The 24,733-nt window shown below is 60.5% G+C and carries 26 protein-coding genes; 15 read left to right on the top strand and 11 right to left on the bottom strand.

The window, feature by feature from the left end; all coding sequences use genetic code 11:
* Nucleotides 1-334: 334 nt before the first annotated feature.
* The 6 genes from K4O48_RS05895 to K4O48_RS05920 form a co-directional block, all read right to left on the bottom strand.
* Nucleotides 335-1,609 carry a hypothetical protein gene (locus tag K4O48_RS05895; RefSeq protein ID WP_222911136.1) on the bottom strand — a complete coding sequence of 425 codons (1,275 nt, stop codon included), beginning with the start codon at nucleotides 1,607-1,609 and terminating at the stop codon, nucleotides 335-337.
* 77 nt (nucleotides 1,610-1,686) lie between these two features.
* The gene (locus tag K4O48_RS05900; protein WP_222911137.1) at nucleotides 1,687-2,097 is read right to left on the bottom strand and encodes a hypothetical protein; all 411 of its coding nucleotides are present in this window, start codon (nucleotides 2,095-2,097) and stop codon (nucleotides 1,687-1,689) included.
* 91 nt (nucleotides 2,098-2,188) lie between these two features.
* Nucleotides 2,189-3,025, bottom strand: coding sequence for a CsgG/HfaB family protein (locus K4O48_RS05905; RefSeq protein ID WP_222911138.1), 837 nt, complete (start codon nucleotides 3,023-3,025; stop codon nucleotides 2,189-2,191).
* An 18-nt stretch (nucleotides 3,026-3,043) separates the two neighbouring features.
* Nucleotides 3,044-3,457, bottom strand: a complete 414-nt coding sequence (locus K4O48_RS05910; RefSeq protein ID WP_222911139.1) for a curli assembly protein CsgF — start codon at nucleotides 3,455-3,457, stop codon at nucleotides 3,044-3,046.
* Nucleotides 3,454-3,837, bottom strand: a complete 384-nt coding sequence (csgE, locus tag K4O48_RS05915; protein ID WP_222911140.1) for a curli production assembly/transport protein CsgE — start codon at nucleotides 3,835-3,837, stop codon at nucleotides 3,454-3,456. Before csgE ends, K4O48_RS05910 begins: the two co-directional genes overlap by 4 nt.
* Entirely contained in the window at nucleotides 3,834-4,484 is a 651-nt protein-coding gene (locus K4O48_RS05920; protein ID WP_222911141.1) for a helix-turn-helix transcriptional regulator, read from the bottom strand. The genes csgE and K4O48_RS05920 overlap by 4 nt, the downstream gene beginning before the upstream one ends.
* Before the next feature lie 237 nt (nucleotides 4,485-4,721).
* On the opposite strand from K4O48_RS05920, the gene K4O48_RS05925 reads away from it, so the two are divergent.
* From K4O48_RS05925 to K4O48_RS05940, 4 genes are all read left to right on the top strand, one after another.
* On the top strand, nucleotides 4,722-5,357 hold the full coding sequence (locus K4O48_RS05925) for a LysE family translocator (protein WP_222911142.1): 636 nt from the start codon (nucleotides 4,722-4,724) through the stop codon (nucleotides 5,355-5,357).
* An 88-nt stretch (nucleotides 5,358-5,445) separates the two neighbouring features.
* A complete protein-coding gene (locus K4O48_RS05930) occupies nucleotides 5,446-5,910 on the top strand; it encodes a VOC family protein (protein WP_222911143.1) in 465 nt (154 codons plus the stop codon).
* Nucleotides 5,910-6,734 (top strand): aldo/keto reductase, encoded by an 825-nt coding sequence (locus K4O48_RS05935; RefSeq protein ID WP_222911144.1) that lies wholly within the window; start codon nucleotides 5,910-5,912, stop codon nucleotides 6,732-6,734. The genes K4O48_RS05930 and K4O48_RS05935 overlap by 1 nt, the downstream gene beginning before the upstream one ends.
* A gap of 79 nt (nucleotides 6,735-6,813) precedes the next feature.
* A complete protein-coding gene (locus tag K4O48_RS05940; protein ID WP_222911145.1) occupies nucleotides 6,814-7,785 on the top strand; it encodes an SDR family oxidoreductase in 972 nt (323 codons plus the stop codon).
* Between the two features lie 54 nt (nucleotides 7,786-7,839).
* On the opposite strand, the gene K4O48_RS05945 is transcribed toward K4O48_RS05940, so the two are convergent.
* Entirely contained in the window at nucleotides 7,840-8,715 is an 876-nt protein-coding gene (locus tag K4O48_RS05945) for a DUF6279 family lipoprotein (protein WP_222911146.1), read from the bottom strand.
* A gap of 191 nt (nucleotides 8,716-8,906) precedes the next feature.
* Here K4O48_RS05945 and K4O48_RS05950 point away from each other — a divergent pair, with 191 nt between their 5' ends.
* Nucleotides 8,907-9,098 (top strand): hypothetical protein, encoded by a 192-nt coding sequence (locus tag K4O48_RS05950; protein ID WP_222911147.1) that lies wholly within the window; start codon nucleotides 8,907-8,909, stop codon nucleotides 9,096-9,098.
* Between the two features lie 6 nt (nucleotides 9,099-9,104).
* Here the strand turns inward: K4O48_RS05950 and K4O48_RS05955 are convergent, their stop codons facing one another.
* The 4 genes from K4O48_RS05955 to K4O48_RS05970 form a co-directional block, all read right to left on the bottom strand.
* Nucleotides 9,105-9,644, bottom strand: coding sequence for a hypothetical protein (locus tag K4O48_RS05955; RefSeq protein ID WP_222911148.1), 540 nt, complete (start codon nucleotides 9,642-9,644; stop codon nucleotides 9,105-9,107).
* Between the two features lie 74 nt (nucleotides 9,645-9,718).
* Entirely contained in the window at nucleotides 9,719-10,480 is a 762-nt protein-coding gene (locus tag K4O48_RS05960) for a transporter substrate-binding domain-containing protein (protein ID WP_222911149.1), read from the bottom strand.
* A gap of 152 nt (nucleotides 10,481-10,632) precedes the next feature.
* Nucleotides 10,633-11,355, bottom strand: coding sequence for an RNA pseudouridine synthase (locus K4O48_RS05965; protein ID WP_222911150.1), 723 nt, complete (start codon nucleotides 11,353-11,355; stop codon nucleotides 10,633-10,635).
* A gap of 83 nt (nucleotides 11,356-11,438) precedes the next feature.
* On the bottom strand, nucleotides 11,439-11,618 hold the full coding sequence (locus K4O48_RS05970) for a hypothetical protein (RefSeq protein ID WP_222911151.1): 180 nt from the start codon (nucleotides 11,616-11,618) through the stop codon (nucleotides 11,439-11,441).
* Between the two features lie 401 nt (nucleotides 11,619-12,019).
* On the opposite strand from K4O48_RS05970, the gene K4O48_RS05975 reads away from it, so the two are divergent.
* The 10 genes from K4O48_RS05975 to K4O48_RS06020 all read left to right on the top strand — a co-directional run bounded on the left by K4O48_RS05975 (nucleotide 12,020) and on the right by K4O48_RS06020 (nucleotide 24,732).
* Complete coding sequence (locus K4O48_RS05975) at nucleotides 12,020-14,356, top strand: glucose/quinate/shikimate family membrane-bound PQQ-dependent dehydrogenase (protein ID WP_222911152.1); 2,337 nt, start codon at nucleotides 12,020-12,022, stop codon at nucleotides 14,354-14,356.
* Between the two features lie 139 nt (nucleotides 14,357-14,495).
* Complete coding sequence (locus K4O48_RS05980; RefSeq protein ID WP_222911153.1) at nucleotides 14,496-15,332, top strand: S1 RNA-binding domain-containing protein; 837 nt, start codon at nucleotides 14,496-14,498, stop codon at nucleotides 15,330-15,332.
* Nucleotides 15,333-15,655: 323 nt separating this feature from the next.
* On the top strand, nucleotides 15,656-16,186 hold the full coding sequence (rfaH, locus tag K4O48_RS05985) for a transcription/translation regulatory transformer protein RfaH (RefSeq protein ID WP_260523700.1): 531 nt from the start codon (nucleotides 15,656-15,658) through the stop codon (nucleotides 16,184-16,186).
* Nucleotides 16,187-16,485: 299 nt separating this feature from the next.
* Nucleotides 16,486-17,643 (top strand): outer membrane beta-barrel protein, encoded by a 1,158-nt coding sequence (locus K4O48_RS05990; protein ID WP_222911154.1) that lies wholly within the window; start codon nucleotides 16,486-16,488, stop codon nucleotides 17,641-17,643.
* Nucleotides 17,644-17,685: 42 nt separating this feature from the next.
* Nucleotides 17,686-18,219, top strand: coding sequence for a polysaccharide biosynthesis/export family protein (locus tag K4O48_RS05995; protein ID WP_222911155.1), 534 nt, complete (start codon nucleotides 17,686-17,688; stop codon nucleotides 18,217-18,219).
* A complete protein-coding gene (locus K4O48_RS06000; protein ID WP_222911156.1) occupies nucleotides 18,219-20,423 on the top strand; it encodes a GumC family protein in 2,205 nt (734 codons plus the stop codon). Before K4O48_RS05995 ends, K4O48_RS06000 begins: the two co-directional genes overlap by 1 nt.
* A gap of 155 nt (nucleotides 20,424-20,578) precedes the next feature.
* A complete protein-coding gene (locus tag K4O48_RS06005; RefSeq protein ID WP_222911157.1) occupies nucleotides 20,579-21,925 on the top strand; it encodes a UDP-glucose dehydrogenase family protein in 1,347 nt (448 codons plus the stop codon).
* 14 nt (nucleotides 21,926-21,939) lie between these two features.
* On the top strand, nucleotides 21,940-23,331 hold the full coding sequence (locus tag K4O48_RS06010; RefSeq protein WP_222911158.1) for a lipopolysaccharide biosynthesis protein: 1,392 nt from the start codon (nucleotides 21,940-21,942) through the stop codon (nucleotides 23,329-23,331).
* Between the two features lies 1 nt (nucleotide 23,332).
* Nucleotides 23,333-24,562 carry a glycosyltransferase family 4 protein gene (locus K4O48_RS06015; protein WP_222911159.1) on the top strand — a complete coding sequence of 410 codons (1,230 nt, stop codon included), beginning with the start codon at nucleotides 23,333-23,335 and terminating at the stop codon, nucleotides 24,560-24,562.
* Nucleotides 24,559-24,732 carry a hypothetical protein gene (locus K4O48_RS06020; protein WP_222911160.1) on the top strand — a complete coding sequence of 58 codons (174 nt, stop codon included), beginning with the start codon at nucleotides 24,559-24,561 and terminating at the stop codon, nucleotides 24,730-24,732. The genes K4O48_RS06015 and K4O48_RS06020 overlap by 4 nt, the downstream gene beginning before the upstream one ends.
* The last annotated feature ends 1 nt before the right edge of the window (nucleotide 24,733 follow it).

Consider the following 24,733-nt stretch of genomic DNA (forward strand, 5'->3'; position numbering starts at 1 on the left):
GGTGTGCTCCTTGGATGCAGTTGCGGCTGCTTGTTTGAATGGTCGAGCCGGCGGGCATCACGCTGGAATACCGCCGCGCTGTTGATAAAGCGCAGCGGAGATACCATAAAAAGCCTTAGATTTCATCGTTTTGTCATTGTGGCTGCCGTACACGACGTGCTTCTCAGGTCCGTCTGGATCTGGAAACCTGACCGGCATAACCGTAGTGACACGAGCCCAGCCCTGCGCACCGTGAGCGGCATGACGCTTCGTTGGCTGGGCGGAACCGATGCGCGTTGTTCGCGCAGGAGAAACGAAACTGCCGGCACAAGGCCGGCAGTTCGGGTGCTGCGGATCAGTGCTGGGTAACGATCGCCATATTGTTGAGGCCAGCCTGGCTGATCAGGGCACTGTTGCCCACGCTGCTCTGGACGACCAACGCTTCATGCCCGGAACCTGTCTGCATGACTGTCGCCAGATGGCTTTCACCGTACTGAGATAGCGTGGCGATGTTACTGGAGCCGTTTTGGTTGACGTCGGCGAGGTTGAATTCGCCATCCTGAACAATATCCACATCGTTGGCAGCAACGCCGCTGGAGCCCGTGATGCGATTACCTTCGCCTTCCTGCACCGCGGAGAGGCTGTTTAACATGCCCGACTGGGTGAAAGTGAGTTCGTTACCTTTGCCCTGTTGATCGACCGTCGAGGTGTTGTAGTTGTCCTGTTGTTCAACCGTGGCGACTTGATTGTTACCGCTCTGGTCGATCACAGAGACGTTACCGAAACCATGCTGATTGGCGGTGCCGGTATTGCCATTGCCCCGCTGAGCAATGTCGGCATTATTTTCATTGCCCTGTTGATAGACGAAGGCATTCTGGTTAGCGCCGCGCTGGTTAACGGTCAATGCGTTGAGGCCGCCTTCTGAGTAGGTGTATGCCTCGTGGCGGCTGCCGGTCTGACGCATATTTGCATCGTTGAACTCGCCGATTTGCTCGACTTCAACGACTGAGCCGCTACTCCAGCTCTGCATAACCTCCGCAGTATTCTCGTTGCCCTGCTGATCGACCATGGCTCGGTCACTGGCGCTGAGCGTCTGGCTGAGGTTTGCGATGTTCATCGCGCCCTCTTGATAAAGGGCGGCGCTGCTGCCGTAGGCCGCTGATTGGTAGCTGGACGCAACGTTGCTGTCGCCTTTTTGCGTCGTCACCGCTTCAGCGCCCACGGTGCCGAGCTGGACCGTTTCGGCAATGTTGGCCTGCCCGCGTTGACGCTGCTCGGCGTGGCTGTCATAGGTGCCGTTCTGGCTGACAGTGGCGTCGTTGTGATGGCCGTACTGCCATTGGACGGAGCTGCTAGCTACAGCCAGGGTCTGATTGACGTCCGCCTTGTTGAAGTTCGCCGTCTGGGTCTGTAATGCAGTGGAGGAGAGCGAGCTGGTCTGCTCGGCAGTCACGTCGTTGCCCCAGCCGCTTTGGACCTGTTTGGCTGCGTTGGAACTGCCGTAGCGTTGGGTGACTTCAGCATGGTTGTTGACGCCGTTCTGGCGTTGTTCGGATGTGTTATCGGCCGCCATGGCGTGTGTGGCGGCGACGGTTAGCAGGGCAGCTACAAGGGGTTTGATATGGAACATTAGGGTCTCTCCATGGAATGTTTTCAGCGGGACTTCCTGGTGGTGCTTTCTTCCGTCGTACTGGCGTACCAGTACGCTCAGACCTGCGGGTAGGTTGCGTCTCTGCGCTGCCCGGTATCGGTCTGTTCGTTCGGCGCCACGCTGCGGGCACCTTGATGTTCAACGCGGTTCGGGTTGCCAGCGCCCGTGGCGAACACGGCATTGAGCGGTTCGAAGACAGGTCCAGCACGTAGCTGCGTCCGCGACCGAAAGCGACCAGCGCGCTTGCAACCCGACTGATAGGCGCGGCTCGTGCTACCGACCGGGTGGACGGAGGCGAGGCTGAGGGCTGCGGTGTTGGAATCTGGCGTGACGAATGCGACAGGCTGATTCGAGGCGAGCCCGGACACGCCGGATGGCGCCGAAGCTGCAGCCTGAGCAGGGGAGGATGACGCCTCGAGGTAGGGTGTCTCCAGCGCCTTCTGGGCAGTCCTTTGCGCGAGGTTCATCGGTCGTCCGTAGTGGAATCGCGGTAGGTCATCCTGACCTAAACCGCTATCCGACAAATCCATCGAACGGGCGAAACCGTTACGGTTGTTTCTACAGTTTGGTGGGCGTTGCGAGGTATTTTGCCAACTCCGCTTTCACGGCGGGCGTATTGTCAGCGGTCTGCCAGAGACGGCGGTCGACGCCCTGAGCGATCAAATGGGCAACGGCCGCCTCGATGGCCGACAACACGCATAGCTGCGCCGGCTCGTTGGTCGTGTAACCGGCTTCCGCTTCGAGCAATTCCTTGAACTCGATGAACTTGTAGACGTTTGCACTGCGTCCGATCGAATAGATCGTCTTGGTGGTCATCACGTTGGAAAGTACCTGCCCGCTGCGTACATCGATGGCGCGCAGATTCACCGTGACCTGATCGACCCGGTATTCCTGCGAAACGCCAATGCCAAGGTAGCGTGCGCCTTGGCCGCCGCTGCGTACGTTGGTCTCGTAGGCGACGATGGCACCTTCCATGATGATGTTGGCGGCCAGTAGCGAGGGCAGCTCCGACTGGATGTTGGGTGCCACATCCGGCTTGGCCTGGGAGGCGCGGATGATCTTGCGCTCGGTCAGCACGTTTTGCAGGCCTTCGCGCTCCAGCACGATGAACCAGCCACTGGCCTGCATCGCATCGACCAGCATGCTGGCCGCGCCCTGAGTGACGGCGGTTGAAAAGGAGCTGGCCGGGCTCGGCTTGTACTGCCCGGTCTGATCGCGGAAGCCGTACACCGCGGCCACCAAGGGGCCTCGGGGTCGGGGCAGTTCAAGCAGATCTTGATAGGTTGAAGTGCGCGGCGTGAGTGTGGGTGTTTCCTGATCTGCCGACATGGGCTCGCGGACCGCGCAGCCCTGTAGAACAGCCATCATCCCGATGGCTACGAATAGGCTTCTCATGGCCTTTGCTCTCCTTGGTTAGTCTTGACCGATGATGATTTCGGATACTTCGCCGGTCAGCCGGTCGGTGATGCTCACCACCAGGTTACCGATGTCGTCGTTGATGATGCTGACGATGAAATCATCAGTGGTGATCGATCCGGTTTTGCCATCCTTGACGTCACCTAGCAGATCGGAGAGCAGCCGGGATTCAAGCTGGCTGGTGAAGCGGTCAAGTGCCGAGGTGCCTCTCAGTGACGAGCGATCGATGGCATCGGGGTCTTTTTTATCGTTCTGTGCCTGGGCGTTTCCCAGCAGCCAGGCGCCGTTCAAGGGGCTGCCGCCAAATGAAGGATTGACCGGGGTATAGACCAGTTCGGTCGCGGTGGCGCTGAAGCTGAGCAGCAACCCGGCCAGGAAGACGCCGGTGAATTTTTGTTGTGGCCGGTTCATAACTCATCCTTCGCAAGGTCAATGGTGTCTTCGAACATTGCTTCGACTTTCCTACGGTTTATCTCTTGCAGTACGAAATCCGCCGCGTCATAGGCGGTCTGTTCCATGTCGCTGACATTTGGTTGCAGAAAGCGGCGGTAAAGCGGCTGATTGTCCTGCTCGACCCACACCAGCACGCCCCAGCGCGCCGAAGGTCGTTCTTTGACGGCCAGGTTGAAGTCCAGCGCACTGGCATCGTTAAGACGCTCGCAGAACTTGCGGTAAAACTCCTGGCCGGACCGGGACACCGTGTTATTGGTGATGAAGCCTTTGAGCTCCGCCTCGTCGGCATGCACCTGGACACTGGCGAGAAGCGCCAGCCACAGGCACAGGTGCCTCATAGGCCTGCCTCGTTGACGTGCCCCATCACCAACGATGCGCCTTGCGCGCGGTTGGACGCGCCCAGCTTGCCAAGCGCGTTGTGGATATGGCTTTTGATGGTGTGCGTACTCAGATGCAGGCGCTCGGCAATCTCCGAATTCGAAAGCCCTTTGCCGGCGAGCCCGAGGATCTGCTTCTCACGGACCGACAGCTCATCGATGGCCCGCGAGGTGTGGGTGAGTTGCCGGTATCGCCCCAGCAGTTTTTCCATCAGCGCGCGGGGCAGCCAGTCACCGCCTTCAAGCATCACGCTGACGCCGCGACCGAAATTGGTGCGGCTGGTGTTGGGGTAGAACACGCCCTTGACCCAGGGGTGCGCCTCCAGTATCCGGCGGGCCTGTTCCGTTTGCACATTCACCAGCGCGGTCGGCGTATCGCGTAGCTGTCGGAGCAGGCGAAAACAGTCCGCATCGGGGAAGCTGCCGACATCGATCAATGTCAGGTCCGCGTCGTTGAGCCCCGGGCGAAGGACATTGCTGCGCGTCAGGCGCAACTGAGGGCAACCGAGCAGGTAGTGATGGAGGGAGCTGTCCAGCAATTCGCTGTTGGACAGCAGAACGAGACGCGCTGACGAAGCGGTAAGTGCGAAACAGGCTTCATCGGTCATATGCATATCCTTTGCTAAGTGACGACGTGAGTAGCGCCCGGAATCCTCCGCCGGGACTGGCGCTTTGACATTGTTGGTAAGAAGGTAGTTCAGCGGAGTGACAATAAAAAGTCATTGGTGAGACCTCGTGCCGGTTTTCCGACGAGCTGCTCATTTGCCGTCGTGAACTGCCGCTGGAAGGGGCCGATTTGCTGAACTACAGTCAGTGTCCTTCAGGTTTGCGAGTAGGAGGCGGCGATGTCGGACCCGGCGTTCTGGTTGGTGTTCTTCTCGGCCGCCCTGGCGTTGAACGTCTCGCCGGGGCCCGATTTACTCTTCGTTCTGTCGCGCACACTCTCGGGCGGACGGCGCGTCGGTGTCGCGTCTGCCTGTGGGGTATGCAGTGGCGCGCTGGTTCATGTTGCGGCCGCTGCCCTGGGGATCTCTGCAATTCTGGCCACCTCTGCGCTGGCCTTCGCGGTGGTCAAGTACGTCGGTGCGGCGTATCTGTTGTATCTGGGCATTCAGACCCTGCGTTCCGCCGGCGCCGGTATGCAGCTCAACCTCAACGCTGCACCTCGGACCTCGGCCTGGCAGGCGTATCGGCAGGGCATCCTGGTCGATATCCTCAATCCGAAGGCGGCAATTTTCTTCATGGCGTTTCTGCCCCAATTTGTTCGCCCGGACCAAGGTTCGGTGGCGGTGCAACTCTTGGTGCTCGGCGTACTGGTCGTGATGGTGGCAATCGTCGTCGAGTGTGCGCTGGTGTTGCTTGCGGCGCGCGCGAGCTCAGCCCTGCGCGAGAATCGCCGCCTGAGCCAATGGTTGGATCGGGTGCTTGGCTCGGTGCTGATCGGTTTGGGGATTCGCCTCGGTTTGGCTGAGCGTGCGTAGCACGGGGGAACGTCAGGCACGGCACGGGTCTGAATGGTATGCGGCGCCGTTTATAACGGCGATGTCGCGGCAACCGGAAGGAGTTTCCATGTCCCTGTATAGCAAGAACACCACGTCCAACCTGATCCCCTGTCTGCGTTACCGCGATGTGCCTACCGCGTTGGAGTGGTTGTGTCGCGTGTTCGATTTCGAGCAGCAGCGAGTGGTTGAGGACTCGCAGGTTGGTGTCATTCATGCGCAGCTCAGCTTTGGTACCGGCATGCTCATGCTGGGGCCTGTGGCCGATTCCGAATACGGTCGTCAGGTCCGGCAGCCTGACGAGGTAGGAGGCATCTCCACGCAAAGCATCTATGTTGTCGTCAACAGCGCCGACGCGCTGTACACCAAGGCCAAGGCCGCCGGTGCGGAGATTGTCATCGAACTGAAAGATGAAGATTACGGCGGGCGTGGCTTCAGCTGCCGGGACCTGGAAGGGCACTTGTGGAACTTCGGCACCTACGACCCGTGGGATGAGCCGGTCGCCGAGCAGAACGCACCGAGAGGGGAAGGCTGATGCGAACCTTGAGGCTGGGTGACGGCGATGCGGTCCCGGTGGTCGGCCAGGGTACCTGGCATATGGGCGAGGACTCCGCCGAACGCAGCCATGAAGTGGCCGCGTTGCGCCTGGGTATCGAACTAGGGATGACGCTGATCGATACCGCTGAAATGTATGGCGAGGGCGGTGCCGAAGAAGTGGTTGGCGAGGCGATCCGCAACCGCCGGGACCGGGTATTCCTGGTCAGCAAAGTCTATCCGCACAATGCCAGCCGCAAAGGTGTGCCGGAGGCTTGCGAGCGCAGCCTGCGCCGGCTGGGTACCGAATGTATTGACCTGTACCTGCTGCACTGGCGCGGCCAATATCCGCTTGCGGAAACCGTCGAAGCGTTTGAGCGCCTTAAAGAGCAGGGGAAAATACGCCGCTGGGGCGTATCGAACTTCGATCTGGCCGACATGCATGAGCTCAATGCGCCTGCCTGTGCGACCAATCAGGTGCTGTACAACCCGGGCGAGCGCGGCATCGAGTTCGATTTGTTGCCCTGGAGCCAGGCGCAAGGGATGCCGGTTATGGCCTATTGTCCGCTGGGGCAGGGCGGATCGCTGTTACGTGACCCGGCCGTTGTCGAGGTGGCGCGCAGACACGGGGCTCAACCGGCGCAGGTCGCACTGGCCTGGTCTTTACGCCAGCCCGGGGTGCTGGTCATTCCGAAGTCGTCCAACCCGACTCATCTGCGCGCCAATGCATCCGCCGCGGAAATCGAGCTGAGTGCTGAGGACCTTGCCGTTCTCGATGCGGCCTTTCCACCCCCTGCACATCACCAGCCGTTACAGATGGTTTGACGCAGGCAAACCCCGGGAGGGAATGTTTGCCTCGTCCAGGCTGTCAGCTATGAACGACAGCAAATCCGGAGAAGCGAGCATGAGCGAAAGCAGACTCGAGGGCGCGGTGGTGGTCATCACCGGCGCATCCAGCGGCATCGGCCGTGCCACCGCGCAGGCATTCGCACGACAGCGAGCCCGTGTCGTGCTGGCGGCGCGCGATGACGAAGCGCTGCAAGAGACGGCGGACGAATGTCGAGCGTTGGGCGGGGAGGCGCTTGTCGTCCCGACCGACATGACCGTGAGTGACTCCGTGGAGCAGCTCGCGAATGCTGCCGCCGAGTTCGGTCAGGGCCGCATCGATGTTTGGATAAATAACGCCGGGGTCGGTGCGGTTGGTGCCTTTGACGAGACGCCGTTGGACGCCCACGAACAGGTGGTGCAAACCGATCTGATCGGCTATCTGCGCGGCGCGCATGTCGTGTTGCCTTACTTCAAACAGCAGAATGCGGGCATTCTGATCAATACCTTGTCCGTCGGTAGCTGGGTCCCGCAACCCTTCGCGGTGGCGTATTCAGCCAGCAAGTTCGGCTTGCGTGGGTTCTCCCATGCGCTGCGCGGGGAGCTGGTGCAGTGGCCGGGTATTCACGTATGCGACGTGTATCCCTCCGTGGTCGATACCCCTGGCTTTCGCGACGGCGGCAATTATGCGGGTCGCTCGCTGCAGCCGCCGCCACCGCTCTGTGATCCTCGGGACGTAGCCCAGGCGATGGTCAGCCTGGCCTTGCATCCACGGCACACCACCTCGGTTGGCGTCATGGCGACCGTGCTGCGCTTTGCGCACTTCATCACCCCCGGTTTTGATCGGTTGTCCGGGCTGCTTACCGGCACCGCGCTGCGACGCGCCGACCGGGTGGCGCCTTCTTCGGGCAACCTGTTTCATCCGCCCCTGGGCCAGCGCCGAATCGATGGCGGGTGGCGGAACAACGATTCGAGCACGCGTACCTTGATGGTAGCCGGCGGCATTGCGGCGGGGGTCGTCGGGCTGTTGCTGTGTGCGCGTAGACGCTAGCAAGCGCGGCCGACGTCGGCTCGGCGCGCTCGGGCGCCGAGCCTATTCTAGCGGTCACCGAGCGTTGGCAAGGCAATCCAGCGAGCTGAGGTCCTTGCGCAGATCCTCCAGCTGCTCGTCGAGGTGGCGGCGTTGGGCAGGATCGGACAGCGCGTAGACGTCACTGACCATATCGATGGTTACCTGTTCAGCCCGCGCGAAGGCTGCTCGATAATCCGCCGACCATAGCGCTTCACGGTCTTGCAACAGTGTCTCTATGCGCTTGGCGAACTCCGGTTCCTGACGTTGGTCGAGCGCGGCGATCAGAGCCTGCTGCCATTGCACCCGGTTGCCCAGCCAGAGTCGATTCTGGTCTCCAAGCGCGTGCGCCCATTCCAGGATGCGCTGCCGTTGCGCAGCGCTGCTACTGCCCAGCCATTGATCGATCCGCTCGCGCATCCGCTCGGAGCGTTCCCGTATCTGCTCCGCCAACGGTGGTTGGAGGTATTTTTCATCGCGCTCGCGGCGGTCTTCTTCCAGCGCTTCGCCGAGTTCACGGACTTGCTCGTCGTCGAGATCGCGCAACAGCTGCGTCGTTGTGGGTGTGATTTCCACGGCGATCGTCTGGATCGCCTGCCTTGCATCCCGATAATGCGCGTGCAGTACAGGCTCGTCGATCTCACCCTGGCGAACCTGGCCCTGCAGCAGCTCGACAGAGTCGAGGTACTCGGGCAGCTGCGTACGGCAATGCCAGCCCAGGTGGTCGCGCAGCTGAGCACGGAAACGCTGTTGCTGATCGCGGTTCATGTCCAGGTAATCGTTGAGCGACCAGGGAATCAATAGATCAAGGTTGCGGTAGGCGAGGTTCATCCGGCTGCACCCGGCTGTGACCAAGGTGAACGCCAGCAGTATCAGCAATGTCTTGCGGCTAAATGCCTGACGCATCTGCATCGGGAGCCTCGTGTTCTGGTTGTCAATCAAAGCGGCTGTCGCCAGTTCAGTAGAGCAACGAGACGCTGTGGCAGTTCGGGCGTAAACAGCAACGGCTTGTTTCGGCGAGAAAAACCCGTGCGCCTGTGGTCCCTTTGTTTAAGGGCGACCGAACGCTCTGGATATCAACCGGTAACGGCGAGGAGGCAGTCATGCAGAAATCAATCAGGCATTTGACCGGAGATGAGATCCCGCAGGGGTGGCGCCCGACCTGGGTCACCTGCTGGGTGGTGGAAATGGACGGCAAGACCATCGCCGGCCCCTACGCGACCCGCGAAGAAGCGCAGGCCGTCATGGATGGCGAGCAAGACCCGAAAGTTTCGCAAACTCCCACACCACGTTGATGGGCTTCAAGGGCAACGATTAGCGCAGGGATCAATACGCTCGGGTAGCGGCGGCGGGGTCTCGACGAGCTGGGAAACCAGCTCCAGAGCCTTGTCGAAAGACGGATAACCGCTTTGCGCAACGTCCAGCTCGGCGTAGGCCTGGCGGTATTCTTCGGCTTTCGCGGCGTTGCGCTCGTCCAGTAGATAGGGTTCCTGGTGGATCTTATAAAGCAGCGCCACGGCGTGCGGGTGACCCTTGGCCTTGGCCTCTTCGAGCAGCCGAACCACCTGAGCCTGTTGCGGGCCCTGGCGGATTTCAAGCAGTGCCTGATAGAACTCAATTTCGCCGCGCTCGTCGAGTCGGGCGCTGCGGTCCAGCAGGGCATCGGCAAGTTCATAGCCGTTTTCGTCGCCGATGGCGATCAGAATTTTCGCCTGCAGCAAGTCGTTTTGATAGAGCAACCGCTCTGCGCGGCAGGCGTTGTCGCTAACCGCCAGGTCACAGGGTCGGGAGGCGCAGCCGCTCAGGACGACGATGAGTCCGATCAACAGTGCGTTCTTCATGCTGCCTTGTTCTCTTGGTTGTTTGATGTGTCAGCGCGTGTTCTGACCGGCGTGTTTCGTTTCTGTTCAGCCTTTCATTGTCCGATGGCCATCGGATGGAGCCCGTAATGGAACAGGAGGATCTGCCATTCAGGGTTGTTCGGCAGTGCCTCGAGGAACTCGCCGACGTAGCTGCGCGCGGCGTCCTCTAGTGCATCGGTGACCAACACATGCCGTGAAAACGGGTACAGCGGCGTGGTCGATACGTACAAATCCCTGAGTCGTTTCTCCTTAAGGTAGTAGAGCAGGGTGGAACGTGGGATGAGCAAGGTATTGACGCGCCCTGACAGGAGGATCTGCAGGTTTTGCAGATCTGACCGAACGTCGTGTCGTTTGATTGCGCCGCTGGCGATGTCCGCTTCGAGCCCTTCGTAGCGATGCCCGAGGACCCCTCCAAGAACGAGGCCATGCAGCGACTCGGGACGCTCATATTCGAAAGGCACGTCCGGTAGCGAGACGAACTCTTGTTGATCGAACAGCAAGGGTGCCGACCAGGTCCCGTTGGCTGTCTGGGCGGCCGTAAAGAAGCTGGGTGTCGCCCAAAGGAGCAGGCCAGGCCGTTCTCGGGCGAGACGGATGTCTACGCGTTTGCGCGGAAGCTTCACCAGCTCGAAGCGGAAACGACCTCGATTAGCGGGATCGGTGTTCAGCAGCTCGACGAAGGCATGCGAGAGTCCTTGCGTGTCGTCGAGAATGAAAGGCGGTGAGAAGTGATACGTCCATACCTCGATTCGCTGCTGTGCCGCGCAGATCAGCGGCAACAGGGCAAGCGCGAGCATCAGGACGAGTCTCTGCATGGCGAACCTTTGCAACGGATGGCGAAGCGGCCGGCTCAGGCTTGATCGTCCATGTCGGGCTGGCTTCTTATTGTGTGCTGTTCGTCTTGAGCATAGCCGAGCGGCAGCACGGCGCTAGCACAACGAAGAATTGCCGGGAGGCGGTGCCTTGGCTAGAAGCGTTCGTGCTCGCCTAGAAAGCGCCATTCGCCGACCGGGAGCTTGGCCATCGACAGGCGGCCTATACGGATCCGCTTGCAATTGAGCATTTCGAGGCCTATGGCCTCACATAACCGGCGTATATCGCCGGCTTGAGGTGCCTTGAGCACCATGCGCAGACGGGTTTCGTTCTGCCAGCTGGCTTTGGCCTTGGGCAAAATCTTGCCGCGATGGCCAATGCCTTTAGCCAGCAGCGCGAGCCCGCCTTCCTCGGGTTCGCCGGCGACCTCGACCACGTATTCCTGCTCCAGCTTGTCGCGTGGATCGTCAAGCTTGCGGATCACTTCCCGCTGCTGGCTGAAGACTACGAGCCCGCTGGCGTCCGGCTCAAGCGGCAGCAGCGCTGTTTGGCGCGCGAAATGCCGCCCGCGCGGGGTGAAGCGCGCATCGTCACCTCTCCAATGCGTCGCTTCGGCGAGCTGGAACTGGGCACCTGCGGGGTCCGCGGCGGTGGATTGGCCTGCGGGCTTGTGCAGCAACAGCGTGACAGGCGGCAGTTCCGTGGCGGTCGCGCCTGGCAGCAGTTCGATGCGCTGATCGGCTACTTTGAAAAATGGGGTTTCGATGACGTGGCCGTCAACGCTGACCCAACCACCCTCGATATAAAGCTCGGCCTCGCGCCGGGAACAGCCGAGTTGTTCGGCGAGGCGTTTGGATAAGCGTATCGGGTCGGTCATGGAGGGCTCGGTGTCTCGGAGGGAACCTGGCGAGCCACTGCGTGAGGCAGTAGAAGCTCGCTATCGGTCAGTCTTGCGCAGCGTTACTTCTTGCTGATGGTGATCTGTCGCGATGGGCCTTGAGTCTGGCCACTTACCCCGTTAGGGATCTTTTGAACTTCGCCACCGGCCTTGAGGAAGGCAGCCATCTGGGCGGCCAGGGACTGGCTGGTTTCGCTGGCGGGTTCGGGCTTGCGTTTGGCGGATGTGGTCTTGGCGGCCATCGTCATCTGGTTCCTTTGGTCAGTCGAACCGGACATTATACAGATCTGGCTAATTTTTGTTCGATTTTTATGCGGCGGTTGAATTCCCCTTGTGATTCCTCATGTTTTCCTGGGTGCGCGCTTATTCTCGCTGGCCCCGCTTCGGGATGCACAGGACGAATCCGCCGAGCCATCTACGGGACGTTCGCTCGGTGTCGCCCCGTGAATACGCTGAACTGGCCCTGAAGCGAAGCGAGACCACTGATTTGCTATTGGCGGGGAGCATTCCTGCCGACCATCGGTCAACTGCAGTGCCGGGTGATCCCTGAGTGGTTGGCCTGACCTGAGGAGTACTCCCGGAGATGCGATTATCGAGTCGTTCGCCATCTCCGACACTTAACAACAAAAGCAAGGAGGGGAGAGTGGCGGTCGTCATCACTGCAATTGTGTACATCATTCTGGGCCTGGCGCTCGCCGTTGGCGGGTGGAAAGTCATCTCGCTCGACGGTACCTGGTACTTCGCAGTGCTGGCGGCGGGCTTTCTCCTGACGGGCATATTGTTGCTGGCTCGCCGCCGTGCTGCCCTTTGGGTCTACGCGCTGGTCATGCTGGGTGCCCTGGGTTGGGCCATCTACGAGGTGCGGTTCGACTGGTGGCAGCTTGCCCCACGCGGCAGCGTCATCGCTCCGCTAGGGCTCTGGTTACTGACACCCTGGATCGCCCAACGGCTAAGTTGGCAGCATTTTGGCGCACGCGCCTGGGGTGGCAGCGCCATTCCGCTCATGGCGGCGGTACTCCTTTGGGGCGCTACGGCCGTCCATGCGATCACGACCGACAGCAATGACATCAAGGGCATGCTTCCGCCGCCCCTGGCCGCTGCGCCACCGACCGAGTCCGCTGATGAGGTGCCTGAAGGTGAATGGCACGCCTATGGCCGCACTCAGCATGGGACGCGCTATTCGCCGCTGACGCAGCTCACGCCGAGCAATGTCGATCGTCTGGAAAAGGTCTGGCATTACCAGACGGGTGATCTGCGCCGGCCGAGCGATCCAAACGAGACCACCTACGAAGTCACCCCGCTGAAAATTGACGACAGCCTGTACATCTGCACGCCGCACAACTTCGTTATCGCGCTCGACGCTGACACCGGTGAAGAGCGTTGGCGCTTCGATCCCAACGTCCCTGACTCAGCCAACCGTCAGCATCTGACCTGCCGCGGGCTCTCCTACCATGTCAGCGAGTCGCCCGCTGAAGGGCAGGCCTGCCAGCAGCGGTTGTTCATGCCGACCGCCGATGCGAGGTTGATTGCGCTGGATGCAAAGACGGGCAAGGTCTGTCCTGCATTCGGCGACAACGGCGCGGTGAATCTCTGGGCCAACATGCCGAACGTGCAGGAAGGCTTTTATTACTCCACGTCGCCGCCGGTCGTCGCTAACGGGTTGGTGATTGTTGGCGGGGCGGTCAACGACAACGTATCGACCACCGAGCCGTCCGGTGTGATTCGTGCCTACGACGTCATCACCGGCGCGCTGAAATGGAACTGGGACCCGGGCAACCCGGAACAGACTGAACCGATCGGCGATGGCGAAACCTACAGCGAGAGCACGCCCAACAGCTGGAGTATTTCCAGTGCTGACGAGGCGTTAGGGCTTGTCTACGTACCGCTGGGCAATGAAGTGCCGGATCAGTGGGGCGGCAATCGCGGCGAGAACACCGAACGCTTCTCCTCGTCGATCGTTGCCCTGGATCTGGATACCGGCGAGCTGCGCTGGGTATTCCAAACGGTGCATCACGACTTGTGGGACATGGATGTACCGGCGCAACCGAGCCTGGTGGACATCGATACTGAAAATGGACCGGTCCCGGCGCTGGTCGCACCCACCAAGCAGGGCGACATTTATGTCTTGGATCGCCGTAACGGCAAACCCGTTCTGCCGGTCCGCGAAGTGCCCGCACCGCAGGGTGCCGCCGAAGGTGACTGGGCTGCGCCGACCCAGCCGGTCTCAGCGCTGTCCTATGAGCCGCCGATGCTGCAAGGCAAGGATATGTGGGGGGCAACCTTCATCGATCAGATGATGTGTCATATCCAGTTCCACTCGCTGCGCTATGAGGGGCGTTATACGCCGCCGTCCACCCAAGGCACGCTAGTTCACCCAGGCAACTTCGGCGTCTTCAACTGGGGAGGTGTTGCGGTTGATCCGGTTCGGCAGATGGTATTCAGCACGCCCGCCTACCTGCCGTTCACGTCGACATTGATTCCGCGTGAAGATGATCAGCAAACCTACGTCTCCGACAGTGAGCCACACCTCAACGAAAACTTTGGCGCCCCCTTTGCGGTTGAGCTGAAACCCTTCGTTTCACCCATCGGTTTGCCTTGTATCGCACCGCCATGGGGCTACGTTGCGGGTGCTGACCTGCGTACTGGCAAAACCCACTGGATGCGCAAGAACGGCACCGTGCGCGACCGCGCGCCGGTACCGCTGCCCTTCAAGATGGGCGTACCGAGCCTTGGCGGGCCTATGCTTACGGGCGGCGGGGTGGCGTTTCTCAGTGGCACGCTGGATTACTACCTGCGCGCTTATGACACCACCACCGGCAAGCAATTGGGCAAGTGGCGCCTGCCGGCTGGAGGCCAGGCCACGCCGATGACGTACCTGAGCCGTACCGGCCGGCAGATGGTGGTGGTCGTCGCCGGCGGGCACGGCTCGCTTGGAACCAAGGCCGGTGACTCGGTTATCGCTTACGCCTTGCCGCAGTAACCAGCACGATCCGGGACAAGGTGTATTGGCACTTGGTCCCGGTTGGTAACCCTTGCAAGCGGCTCGGGCGGCCCAGGTGACACGCGGGTGCATGGCCGGCCTGATAGAATCGCCGCATTCGACTCACAGGATTATTCAGATGGCTGCCATCGGGCGCTTCAATAGCATGCAGATCGTCAAGCACACCGGTTTCGGGCTGTATCTGGACGGTGGGCCAGATGGCGAGATTCTGCTGCCCAATCGTTACATACCGAAGAACGTTCCGACTGACGTCGACGATTGGCTGAACGTGTTCATCTACCTGGACAGCGAAGACAAGCTGATTGCGACGACCGAGAAGCCCAAGGTACAGGTAGGTGAATTCGCCAGTTTGAAGGTGGTTGAAATCAATCGCGTCGGGATCTTCCTCGACTGGGGCCTGCCGAAGGACCTGCTGCTGCCGCATTCCGAGGAAAAGCGTCCGCTGAAAGAAGGCGACTATTGCGTCGTTCATGTCTACCTCGACAAGCACACCCGTCGGATCACCGCGACGGCGCGACTGGACCGCTACCTGGACAAGACGCCGGCGCGCTACAGGATCGGCGACGCCGTTGACCTATTGGTGGTCGAGCCGACCGATTTGGGTCACAAGGCGATCATCAACGGCATGCACTGGGGCCTGATTCACAAGAACGAAGCCTTCAAGTTTCTGCGCGGCGGGATGCGGGAGAAGGGCTTCATCAAAGAGGTCCGCGACGATGGCAAGATCAGCCTGAGCCTTCAGCCAGTAGGCAGCGAAGCCGGCGACGCCTTGCAGGCGCTGATTCTGCAAAAGTTGCAGGAAAACCACGGCAGCCTCCCGGTCAGCGACAAGAGCCCTGCCGACGAAATTGCACGGCTGTTCGGGGTCAGCAAGGGCAACTTCAAAAAAGCCATCGGTGGTCTCTACAAACAGGGCCAAATCGTGATCCACCCGGATCGCATCGAGCGCGCCTGAAGGGCCAGCCCAGGGCCGGCCTGGGCACTTCTTCACCTAGGTCTCTCGCAGCAAAGCCCGACGTCTGACCGACGGTACGGGCTCTTCCCTCCGCGCGGCGCATCCAGACGTGCCGTTGCTCGTTTTAATTTTGCCGTGCCCAGCCAGTTGGCTAGGTATTGCCTTTCCGCGCTGACTGACCGCTCATCCTGGTACGTATTGCCATTTGTTTCAGGGCGGAACTCCACTGGAACGATTCGAGTCCAGAAAGGGCGCCTGGTTGACCAGGGTTTTCGCGAAGGCTGAAACGGCCTCTCGCTTGATAGTTCGCGCTCGGAGAGGTCGTGAATAGGCATACCGAATCGCTGCCCAAGGCCTGGTACCTGTTGCAGTGCAAGCCGCGCCAGGATGCGCGGGCCTGCGAGCACCTTGTGCGCCAAGGCTTCGAATGCTTTGCGCCTGTGTTTACGGTGCAGACACTTGCCGCGGGCAAACTGCGCGAGCAGCAACAGCCGCTCTTCCCTGGCTACGTGTTTATTCGCATGGGCGCCGAAGACAGCTGGCTGTCGTTACGTTCCACGCGCGGCGTCAATCGGGTGGTTGCATTCTGTGGTCAGCCTTGCCGAGTGCCGGACGCCACGATTCATCACCTCAGGACGCGTTGCTCAACAACGGCTGCCAAACCCGCGTTGAGTCCCGGGGATCGGGTACAGGTCAGGGTGGGTGAGTGCGCCGACATGGAGGCCATCTTTGTTTCGATGGATGGTGAGCAACGCGTGATGTTGCTTTTGAACGTGCTCAATCGCCAACAGCAAGTCCAGGTGCGTTTACAGAACGTGCAACCGATCCAGCAGCGCGCGGCCGTGCCTCTCTAATAAAAGACACACCATTTTTTGCTTCGCCTGCCGAGCTGTTTTGCTGGGCGAACCTGCTTGCGGCTGTGCCTATGGGCGCCGCGAGGTATCCATTACAGGGGGCGTTCCCTGGGGCGGTAGCGTGCCTGAGGACTGGTTCCGAGCCTCGCTAATTCACGGTATTGCGATGCGCCATTCATCGATTCTGCAACTGTCCGGGATATTTGCGGTCTGTTGCGTGTCTATGCCACCTCACAGAGCCAGCGTCGCGGCCGGAGTCGAGGCATGAACAATAATTTATCTCCGAGAAGGGATTCCAAATGAGGAACATCACGCTTCCAGGTGTATCGCTACTGTGCGTTGTCGCTACCAACAGTTGGGCAGTGAACGAACCGCAGGACATTCGCATTGGCGGTTTCGAGTTCACCCCTACGCTGATCGTTCGAGAAAGTTACGACGACAACTATCGCGGGCTGGCAGACAACGAACAGGCATCCTGGGTGACGGGAATCAATCCGACCTTTCTGCTGGGGACGGGCAATCGCAACAGCGAATACGAGCTTGAGTACTCGTTCAACAGCGACATCTTTCATTCAGATTCCGAAGCCAGTAACACCGACCACCATCTGCGGCTAAGAAGCGTTATGGAGTTCACCTCTCGCCATCGCCTGAGCTGGGGGCTGGCCTACCACCGTGTCGAGGAGACGGCCGATACCGAGGATGCCACCGAGAACGATAAGTACAGCCGGGCCATTGCCCGCGCGGCGTATCGCTTCGGTGCTCAAAGCGCGCGCAACCAGCTCGAGTTCGGTACCAACTACGAACAGCGTCGTTACCACAACAGCGACAACATCAACGCGTCCGAAGAACGCGACAGCCTGATGTTCAACTCCATCTGGTTCCATCGTCTGGGTTCCAAGACTCGCTCGCTCGTCGAAGTTCGCCATACCGACCACGACTACAAGCTCAGCAGTGCCCTGCGTGACAGCACCAACGTGGCGCTGCTCGGCGGTGCGACCTGGGATGCGGGTGCGAAAACATCGGGCAGCTTCAAGGTAGGTGCCGAGCGCAAAGACTTCGACAGCGATCAGCGTGATGACTTCACCAGTCCGATGTGGGAGGCCGGCGTGACCTGGAAGCCGCGTTCTTATTCGGCGTTCAACCTGACCTCGCGGCGCGCGTTCGATGAAGGGGATGACGGTGCCAGCACCATCAACGACTGGACCACGCTGGCGACCTGGGATCACGAGTGGACCTCGCGCATCGCTACCGAATTGCAGTACCGCTTCTCCGATCGGGAGTACGAAGGCATCAACCGTGATGACGAAAGAACGGCTTACGGTGCCGGCGTGACCTGGTCGCCAGACCGCTGGATCGACGTGACCTTGTCGTATCTCAGAACCGAAAACGACTCCAGCTTGAGCTCGGAGACCTACGACCGAAACGTGTACCTGCTGAGTTTCGACCTGAGCCTTTGAGGCCAGGTAGGACGTTAACCAGTGCCTAAGGAGGAGCCGACCATGCGCATCCCGAACATTTTCAAATTCTTTTCCGTGCTGCTGTTGCTGGCGCTAAGTGCCGGCGCCAGTGCTGCGCAATACCAGCTGGGCTCGGGGGACGTGATCCGCATCAGCGTCCACGGTGAGCCTGATCTGTCGTTCGAGGAGATACGCCTGACCGATGCCGGCACGTTCACATTCCCCTTTCTGGGTGAAGTCGATGCCAACGGCAAGACTGCTAACCAGGTACGAAGCGTGCTGGTTGAAAAGCTGAAGGACGGCTATCTGGTCGATCCGCGTGTTTCGGTATCGGTGGTTAATTACCGCGAGTTTTACATTGCCGGTGAAGTCAAGCTTCCCGGCGGTTACCCCTACCAGCCCGGGCTCACCCTGGATCGGGCGATCGCCCTGGCTGGCGGTCTTACCGAGCGTGCCTCGACCAAGCGCATGACGATTGTGCGCGGTTCCGAAGGCAGCCGAGCTGAAGAGAAAGCCACTATGGATACCCTGGTTCGCCCTGGCGACACGATCAACATCGACGAAGGATTCTTCTGATGAACAGCCCAGTTCGCCCGGATCGACCATGGCAGCGCCCAGCGGGGCCCGCAACCGATAGCGACTTCATCGACCTGAAAAAAATCTGGCACGCGATCTGGTCGCGCAAGTGGGGCATCGCCTTGCTGGTGGGCGTCGTCGCGCTGTTGACGGTATTCCTGCTGTCGCGCATGACGCCGATCTACAAGGCTGTCGCGTCGGTCCTCATCGAGACCAAAGGCACGCCAGTACTGTCATTCCAGCCAGCGGCGGATACGCCGGTTGAGCTCAGCGAATACCTGCAGACCCAGCTCAGCCTGATGCAGAGCCGCGGCGTTGCCGAGCGCGTGGTACGCGACCTGAACCTCACCGAGCACCCCGAGTTCGACCTGCGTCAGCAGCCGGGCCCGCTGGTTGATATCGGCGGCATGATCGACGCGTTGACGGGCGATGAGCCAGAGCCGTATACCGAAGCCGAGATCCTCGACTTTGCCACTCAGTCGTTCATGGAACGCACCGCGGTGTGGGTCGAAGGCAAGAGCCAGTTGGTGTATCTATCGATTTCCATGGCGGATCGCATGACCGCGGCGCAGGCTACGAACCAGCTGGCCCAGTCTTATATCGAAGCGCAGCTGGAAGCGAAGGTCGACATGTCGATGACCGCCGCCAGCTGGATGAATGAGCGCCTGGTTTCCTTGCGCCAAGATCTGCAGGATTCGGAAGATCGCCTCCAGGCCTACCTGGATGCCGAAGGTCTGGTCGACATGGACGGCGTGGGCACCATCAGCGCCAACGAGCTGTCCCTGACGGGCGACCGCATGATCGACGCACGCCGTCAGCGTGCCGAGGCCGAAAGCCAATACCGCCAGGTTGAATCCATGCGCAGCCAGGGCTGGGAGCGTCTCGCCAGCGTACCGGCCGTGCTTGGTCATCCGCTGATTCAGCAGTTCAAGGCGAACCAGGCCCAGGCGCGTTCGCGGGTCGAAGATCTGTCGCGTCGTTATGGCGATCGTCACCCGGCGATGGTTTCGGCGCGTTCCGATCTGAATGCAGCGACCGCGAGCCTCAGGCAGCAGGTCGAGCAGGTGGTCGCGAGCATCGAGCGTAACTATCAGCTGGCCGTGGCCAACGAGAACTCGCTGCGGGCTTCTTTCGACGAGAACAAGGACCGCATTCAGGACATCTCGCGCAAAGAGTTCAAGGTGCGTGACCTGCAACGTGAAGTTGAAAGCGACCGTGCCCTGTACGACACCTTCATGACTCGTCTGCAAGAAACCACCGCGACCTCGGATCTGAGTTCCACCAATGCGAGGGTCGTGGATGCGGCCATCCCGCCAACCGAACCCAGCGCACCGAACAAGAAGCTGATTCTGGTGGTGGCGTTGTTCCTGGCGCTGGTGCTCGGCATTGCCCAGGCGATCATTCGCGAGATTCTCGACAACACGTTCAAGAGCTCCGAAGAAGTCGAGACCAAGCTGGGTCTGCCAGTGATGGGCATCGTTCCGCAGGTGCCGCGCAAGTTGCGCAAAGAAGTCAGCCATTTGTTCGAACGCAGCTCGGACAAACGCTTCTGCGAAGCCGTGCGGACCATTCGAACCAATCTATTGCTGAGCGAAGCCAACCAGCCGCGCCAAGTGCTGGTGGTGACCTCCACCGCGCCGGACGAAGGCAAGAGCTCGGTCTCGGCCAACCTTGCGTTTGCCATGGGCCAGCTGCATCGCGTCTTGCTGATCGACGCCGACCTGCGCCGTGCAACCTTGGACAAAGCCTTCAACTTCAAACCGGGCACGCCAGGGCTGGTCAACCTCATCGGTGGCAATGCGAAGCTTGAGGAGTGCATTCACACCGTGGGCAACGTGGACATGATCGCCGCCGGTGCGGTGCCGTCCAACCCGCTGGAGCTGTTGTCCTCGCCTCGTTTCGCCAAGCTGCTGGAAGTGGTCAAGGGTCGTTACGACCGCATCATCATCGACTCGCCGCCGAGCCAGGCCGTCAGTGACGCGGCTGTACTGTCGACCCTCGCTGATGCGGTGATCTATGTCGTCAAGTCCGACAGCACCTTGATCCCGCACGTGCAGAAAGGCGTGAGCCAGCTGCAAAACAGCAATGCGCCGCTTACCGGTGTCGTGCTCAATCACGTTGATATCGAGAAAGCCAAGAAGAACGGTCAGTTCCGTGGCTATTACGACCACTACGGATACAGCGAGCAGCAGCAAACGGTCTGATCCAGCTCGCTCAATCAGGTCTCCGAATCAGGTTCGCCTTCGCGGCGTGCCTGATTCGGTTTTTGAATCTGCCCAGCAAACGAATTTGCGCCACGGCCACCGCAAGGGTCGCGCCGAGGCACGCCTGTATCAATGTCTGAATCGAGGATCCTGCTATGAACATCACCGTCGTTGGAAGCGGCTACGTTGGGCTGGTTACCGGTGCCTGTATCGCGGAAATGGGCAACACGGTCTACTGCGTCGACGTAGACAAGTCCAAGATCGAGAACCTCAAGCAGGGCGTTCTGCCGATCTACGAGCCGGGCCTTGAAGAAATCGTCACGGAGAACCATGCGTCCGGGCGTCTGCTGTTCACCACTTCGCTGGCCGAGGCCGCCGAGCAGTCTGAAGTCTTCTTCATCGCGGTCGGAACCCCGCCCGGCGAAGACGGTTCGGCAGATCTTCGCTACGTGCTGGAAGTGGCTCGCCAGATCGGTGACACCCTGACCGGGCCGGCCATCGTCGTGAACAAGTCAACGGTGCCGGTCGGTACTGCGGATCTGGTTCGCGCTGCGGTAGCCGAGCGTCTTGAGGCACGTGGTGCCGACATCGAATTTTCGGTGGTATCTAACCCTGAATTTCTCAAGGAAGGTGCGGCGGTCAACGACTTCATGCACCCGGACCGTATCGTCATTGGTGCGGACAACGAGCATGCCCGTCAGGTCATGAGTGCGCTGTACGCGCCCTTTATCCGTAACCGTCCGCGCACCATGTTCATGGGCATCCGCGATGCGGAAATGACCAAGTACGCAGCCAACGCCATGCTGGCGACCAAGATTTCCTTTATGAACGAGATCGCCAGCCTGTGCGAGCGGCTCGATGTAGACGTTGAAAACGTGCGCCTGGGCATCGGCTCGGATGAGCGGATCGGCTATCACTTCATCTACGCGGGTTGTGGGTATGGCGGCTCCTGCTTCCCGAAGGACGTCAAGGCGCTGATCAATATCGCCCACCAGAACGACTTCGAACCCAAGCTGCTGCAGGCCGTCGAGGCCCGCAACGATCAGCAGAAGCACTCGCTGTTCAACAAGATTTCAGCTCACTTCAATGGTGATCTGAGCGGCCGTACCTTTGCGGTCTGGGGCCTGGCCTTCAAGCCCGGCACGGACGACATGCGCGAAGCTCCCAGCGTGGTGCTGATCAACAGCCTGATCAACGCCGGTGCGAAAGTTCGCGCGTTCGATCCGGTGGCCCGCGAAACGGCGCGCCGCGAGTTTCCGGAGGCCTGGTTCACGGACGGTCGTCTGCAGATCGTCGAGGGGCAGTACGAGGCCGCCATCGACGCCGACGCGCTGTTCCTGGTTACCGAATGGAAGCCGTTCCGTCGCCCGGATTTCCGTGCCTTGAAGCGCCTGTTGAACACGCCGCTGATCATTGACGGCCGTAATCAGTACGACCGCGAACAGGTCAAGCGTGAAGGCTTTAGCTACTACGGCATCGGTCGCCAGCCGATCCAGGCCTGAGCGAGGGGCAGCGAGTGAGCGTCATCGACCAGCCCAGCGTGCAGCGCGCGTCTTCTCCGTTCCGGGAGAGACTGGCCGCGCTGCTGCGGGGAAGTATGCGGAGCAAGTTGCTGCGCAACATCCTGACGGTAGTCACCGGCACGGCCGGTGCGCAGGCAATCACCTTGGCGTTCATGCCGGTGATCACGCGCATCTACGGGCCGGAAGCCTATGGGGTGCTGGGCACGTTTCTCAGTGTGACCATGATGCTGATCCCGGTCGCCGCACTGACCTATCCCATCGCCATCGTGCTTCCCAAGCGCGACAGCGATGCGCGAGGAATCGTGCGGCTGGCGCTGGCGACGGCACTCACGCTTGCAACCGCTGTTGCGCTGACACTGCTGTCGTTCGGCGATCAGTTGGCGGCTGCACTGGAAATCGAGATCATCCAGCCGTACCTGATGCTCATCCCCTTCGTGATGTTCTGCGGGGCGGCCTTGGAGATCTCTCAGCAATGGCTGTTTCGCACCCAGCGTTTCCGCATCACGGCCAGCGTGGCCGTCGGTAACTCACTGCTGTTCAACACGATGCGGACCGTCGCCGGTCTGGTGCAGTCGTCGGCGCTGGTGCTGGTCTGTACGACTGCGCTTCAGCAGGCGTTGCACGCCGCGATGTTGGGCCTGGCGATGCTGCGTGCCAAGCCTCACCGCGACAATGACGGCGACGCTGAGGAGCCGGGCGAAACGCGCATGCTCGAGCTGGCTCGCCGCCATAGCGACTTCCCTAAGTTCCGTGCACCGGTGATGTTGATCAACGCGGTATCGCAACATTTGCCGACGTTGGTACTCGCTGCCTATTTCGGTCCAGCTGCCGCGGGGTTCTTTGCCCTGTGCAAACAGGCACTGACCATGCCAACCAACCTGATTGGCAAGTCAGTGGCTGACGTCTATTACCCGCGTATCAGCCGGGCCATACACGACCGCGAGCCGGTTACGACCATGTTGCTCAAGGCGACCGCCGCGCTGGGTTTGGTGGGCCTGGTGCCGTTCGCGCTGGTGGCGGTGTTCGGTCCTTGGCTGTTTGCCCTGGTGTTCGGTGAGCAATGGCATGTTGCGGGTGAGTACGCACGTTGGCTGGCGCTGGCCGAGTACGTGATCTTCGTCTCTCGTCCTTGCGTGGTGGCAGTCCCGGCGTTGTCGCTGCAGGGCCGTTTTCTTCTGTTCGAGGTGTTCAGCACCAGCTTGCGAGTGCTTTCGCTATTCGGTGGTGCGCTGTGGATCGGCAATGCACTGGCCACGGTGCAGGCGTTTGCCGTCGCCAGCATCGTTATTTACTCGTCGCTGATGGTGATTGTGTTGATCGCGTCGCGCAGGTGGTACGCGGCTCAGCCGCCGAAAGCCCAGCATTCGGTAGGGAGTTTCGATTGATATGAAGGTTTTACATTTGGTCGCGGGTGAATTGACCGGTGGCGCCGCGCGCGGCGCGTACTGGCTGCACCAGGGGCTGCGCTCGCTGGGAGTCGACTCTCTCGTCTACACCAACAGCCAGGTCACGCACGGCGATACCTCGGTGGTGTCCGTCAGTCGCAGCAAGAAAGACAAGATCATCAGTATTGCCCGGAGCCAGGCCGATCAGGCCTTTGCCAGCGTATACCGCGGGCGCCAATCGGGCATGTTCAGTGCCGGGGTAATGGGCGCTGATTTTACCGATAGCGCCGAGTGCCGCGAGGCCGACGTGGTGCACCTGCACTGGGTTAATGGTGGCTTCGTCGACATGAAACACCTGGCCAAGCTAAGCAAGCCGGTGGTCTGGACCATGCGTGACATGTGGCCAATGACCGGTGGTTGTCACTACGCCATGGGCTGCGAGAAGTTCACGACGGGTTGTGGCAGCTGCGATCAGCTCGGCAGCACATCCGACCGGGACCTGTCGCGCTTTGTGCTCAACCGAAAGCGCAAGTATCTGCCCAAGTCGATGAAGATGATCGGCATCAGCGACTGGGTCACAGAGCAGGCGAAGCAGAGTCTGCTGTTTCGTGATTACGACGTGCGCACCATTCACAACAATGTCGATGCCAGCGAGTTTTTCCCGTTGGACAAGCCTTTGGCCCGGCAACTGCTGGGGTTGAACACTGAGAAGAAGATCATCCTCACCGGCTGCACCAGCGCCAAGGACACCTACAAGGGCTTCAGCAAATACCTCGAGATGCTCAAGCACCTCGATCCGGCGAAGTATCACCTGTGCTTCTTCGGCAAGCTGGACCAATCCATCGCCGACGGCCTGGGCTTCGACTACACCTCCTTCGGCTATCTGCATGACAGCATCTCGCTGCGCCTGCTGTATTCGGCCGCCGATGTCTTCATCGCGCCGAGCCTGATGGAAGCGTTCGGCAAGACGCTGGCCGAGGCCATGGGGTGTGGCACCCCCGTGGTGTGTTTCGATGCCACCGGCCCGAAGGACATCGTGACCCATAAGCACGACGGCTATAAGGCGGCACCGTTCGAGGCGAGCGGCCTTGCCGAGGGTGTCGAGTGGGTGACGGGTGAGGCGGACTACCTGCAGCTTGCCCTGAACGCCCGGGACAAGATCACCAGTACTTTCGATAGCCCTGTCATTGCTCGGCAGTACCAGGCGCTGTACGAGGAAATGCTTGCATGAACGGCCCGTTCGTCCGTGACGGGCAGGGCGGTAACGCCTCGTTAACCTCGACTGCCAACAATCCATTCGAACAGCTCTACAGAGCGCCTGAACGGGTGCTCTGCGTCAATGCTGCTTGCGCCGCACTGACCCAAACCTCCTTTGTCATCTGGAACCTACAGGTACTCTGAA

The organism is Pseudomonas sp. DNDY-54, assembly GCF_019880365.1.
GTDB lineage: Bacteria > Pseudomonadota > Gammaproteobacteria > Pseudomonadales > Pseudomonadaceae > Stutzerimonas > Stutzerimonas stutzeri_P.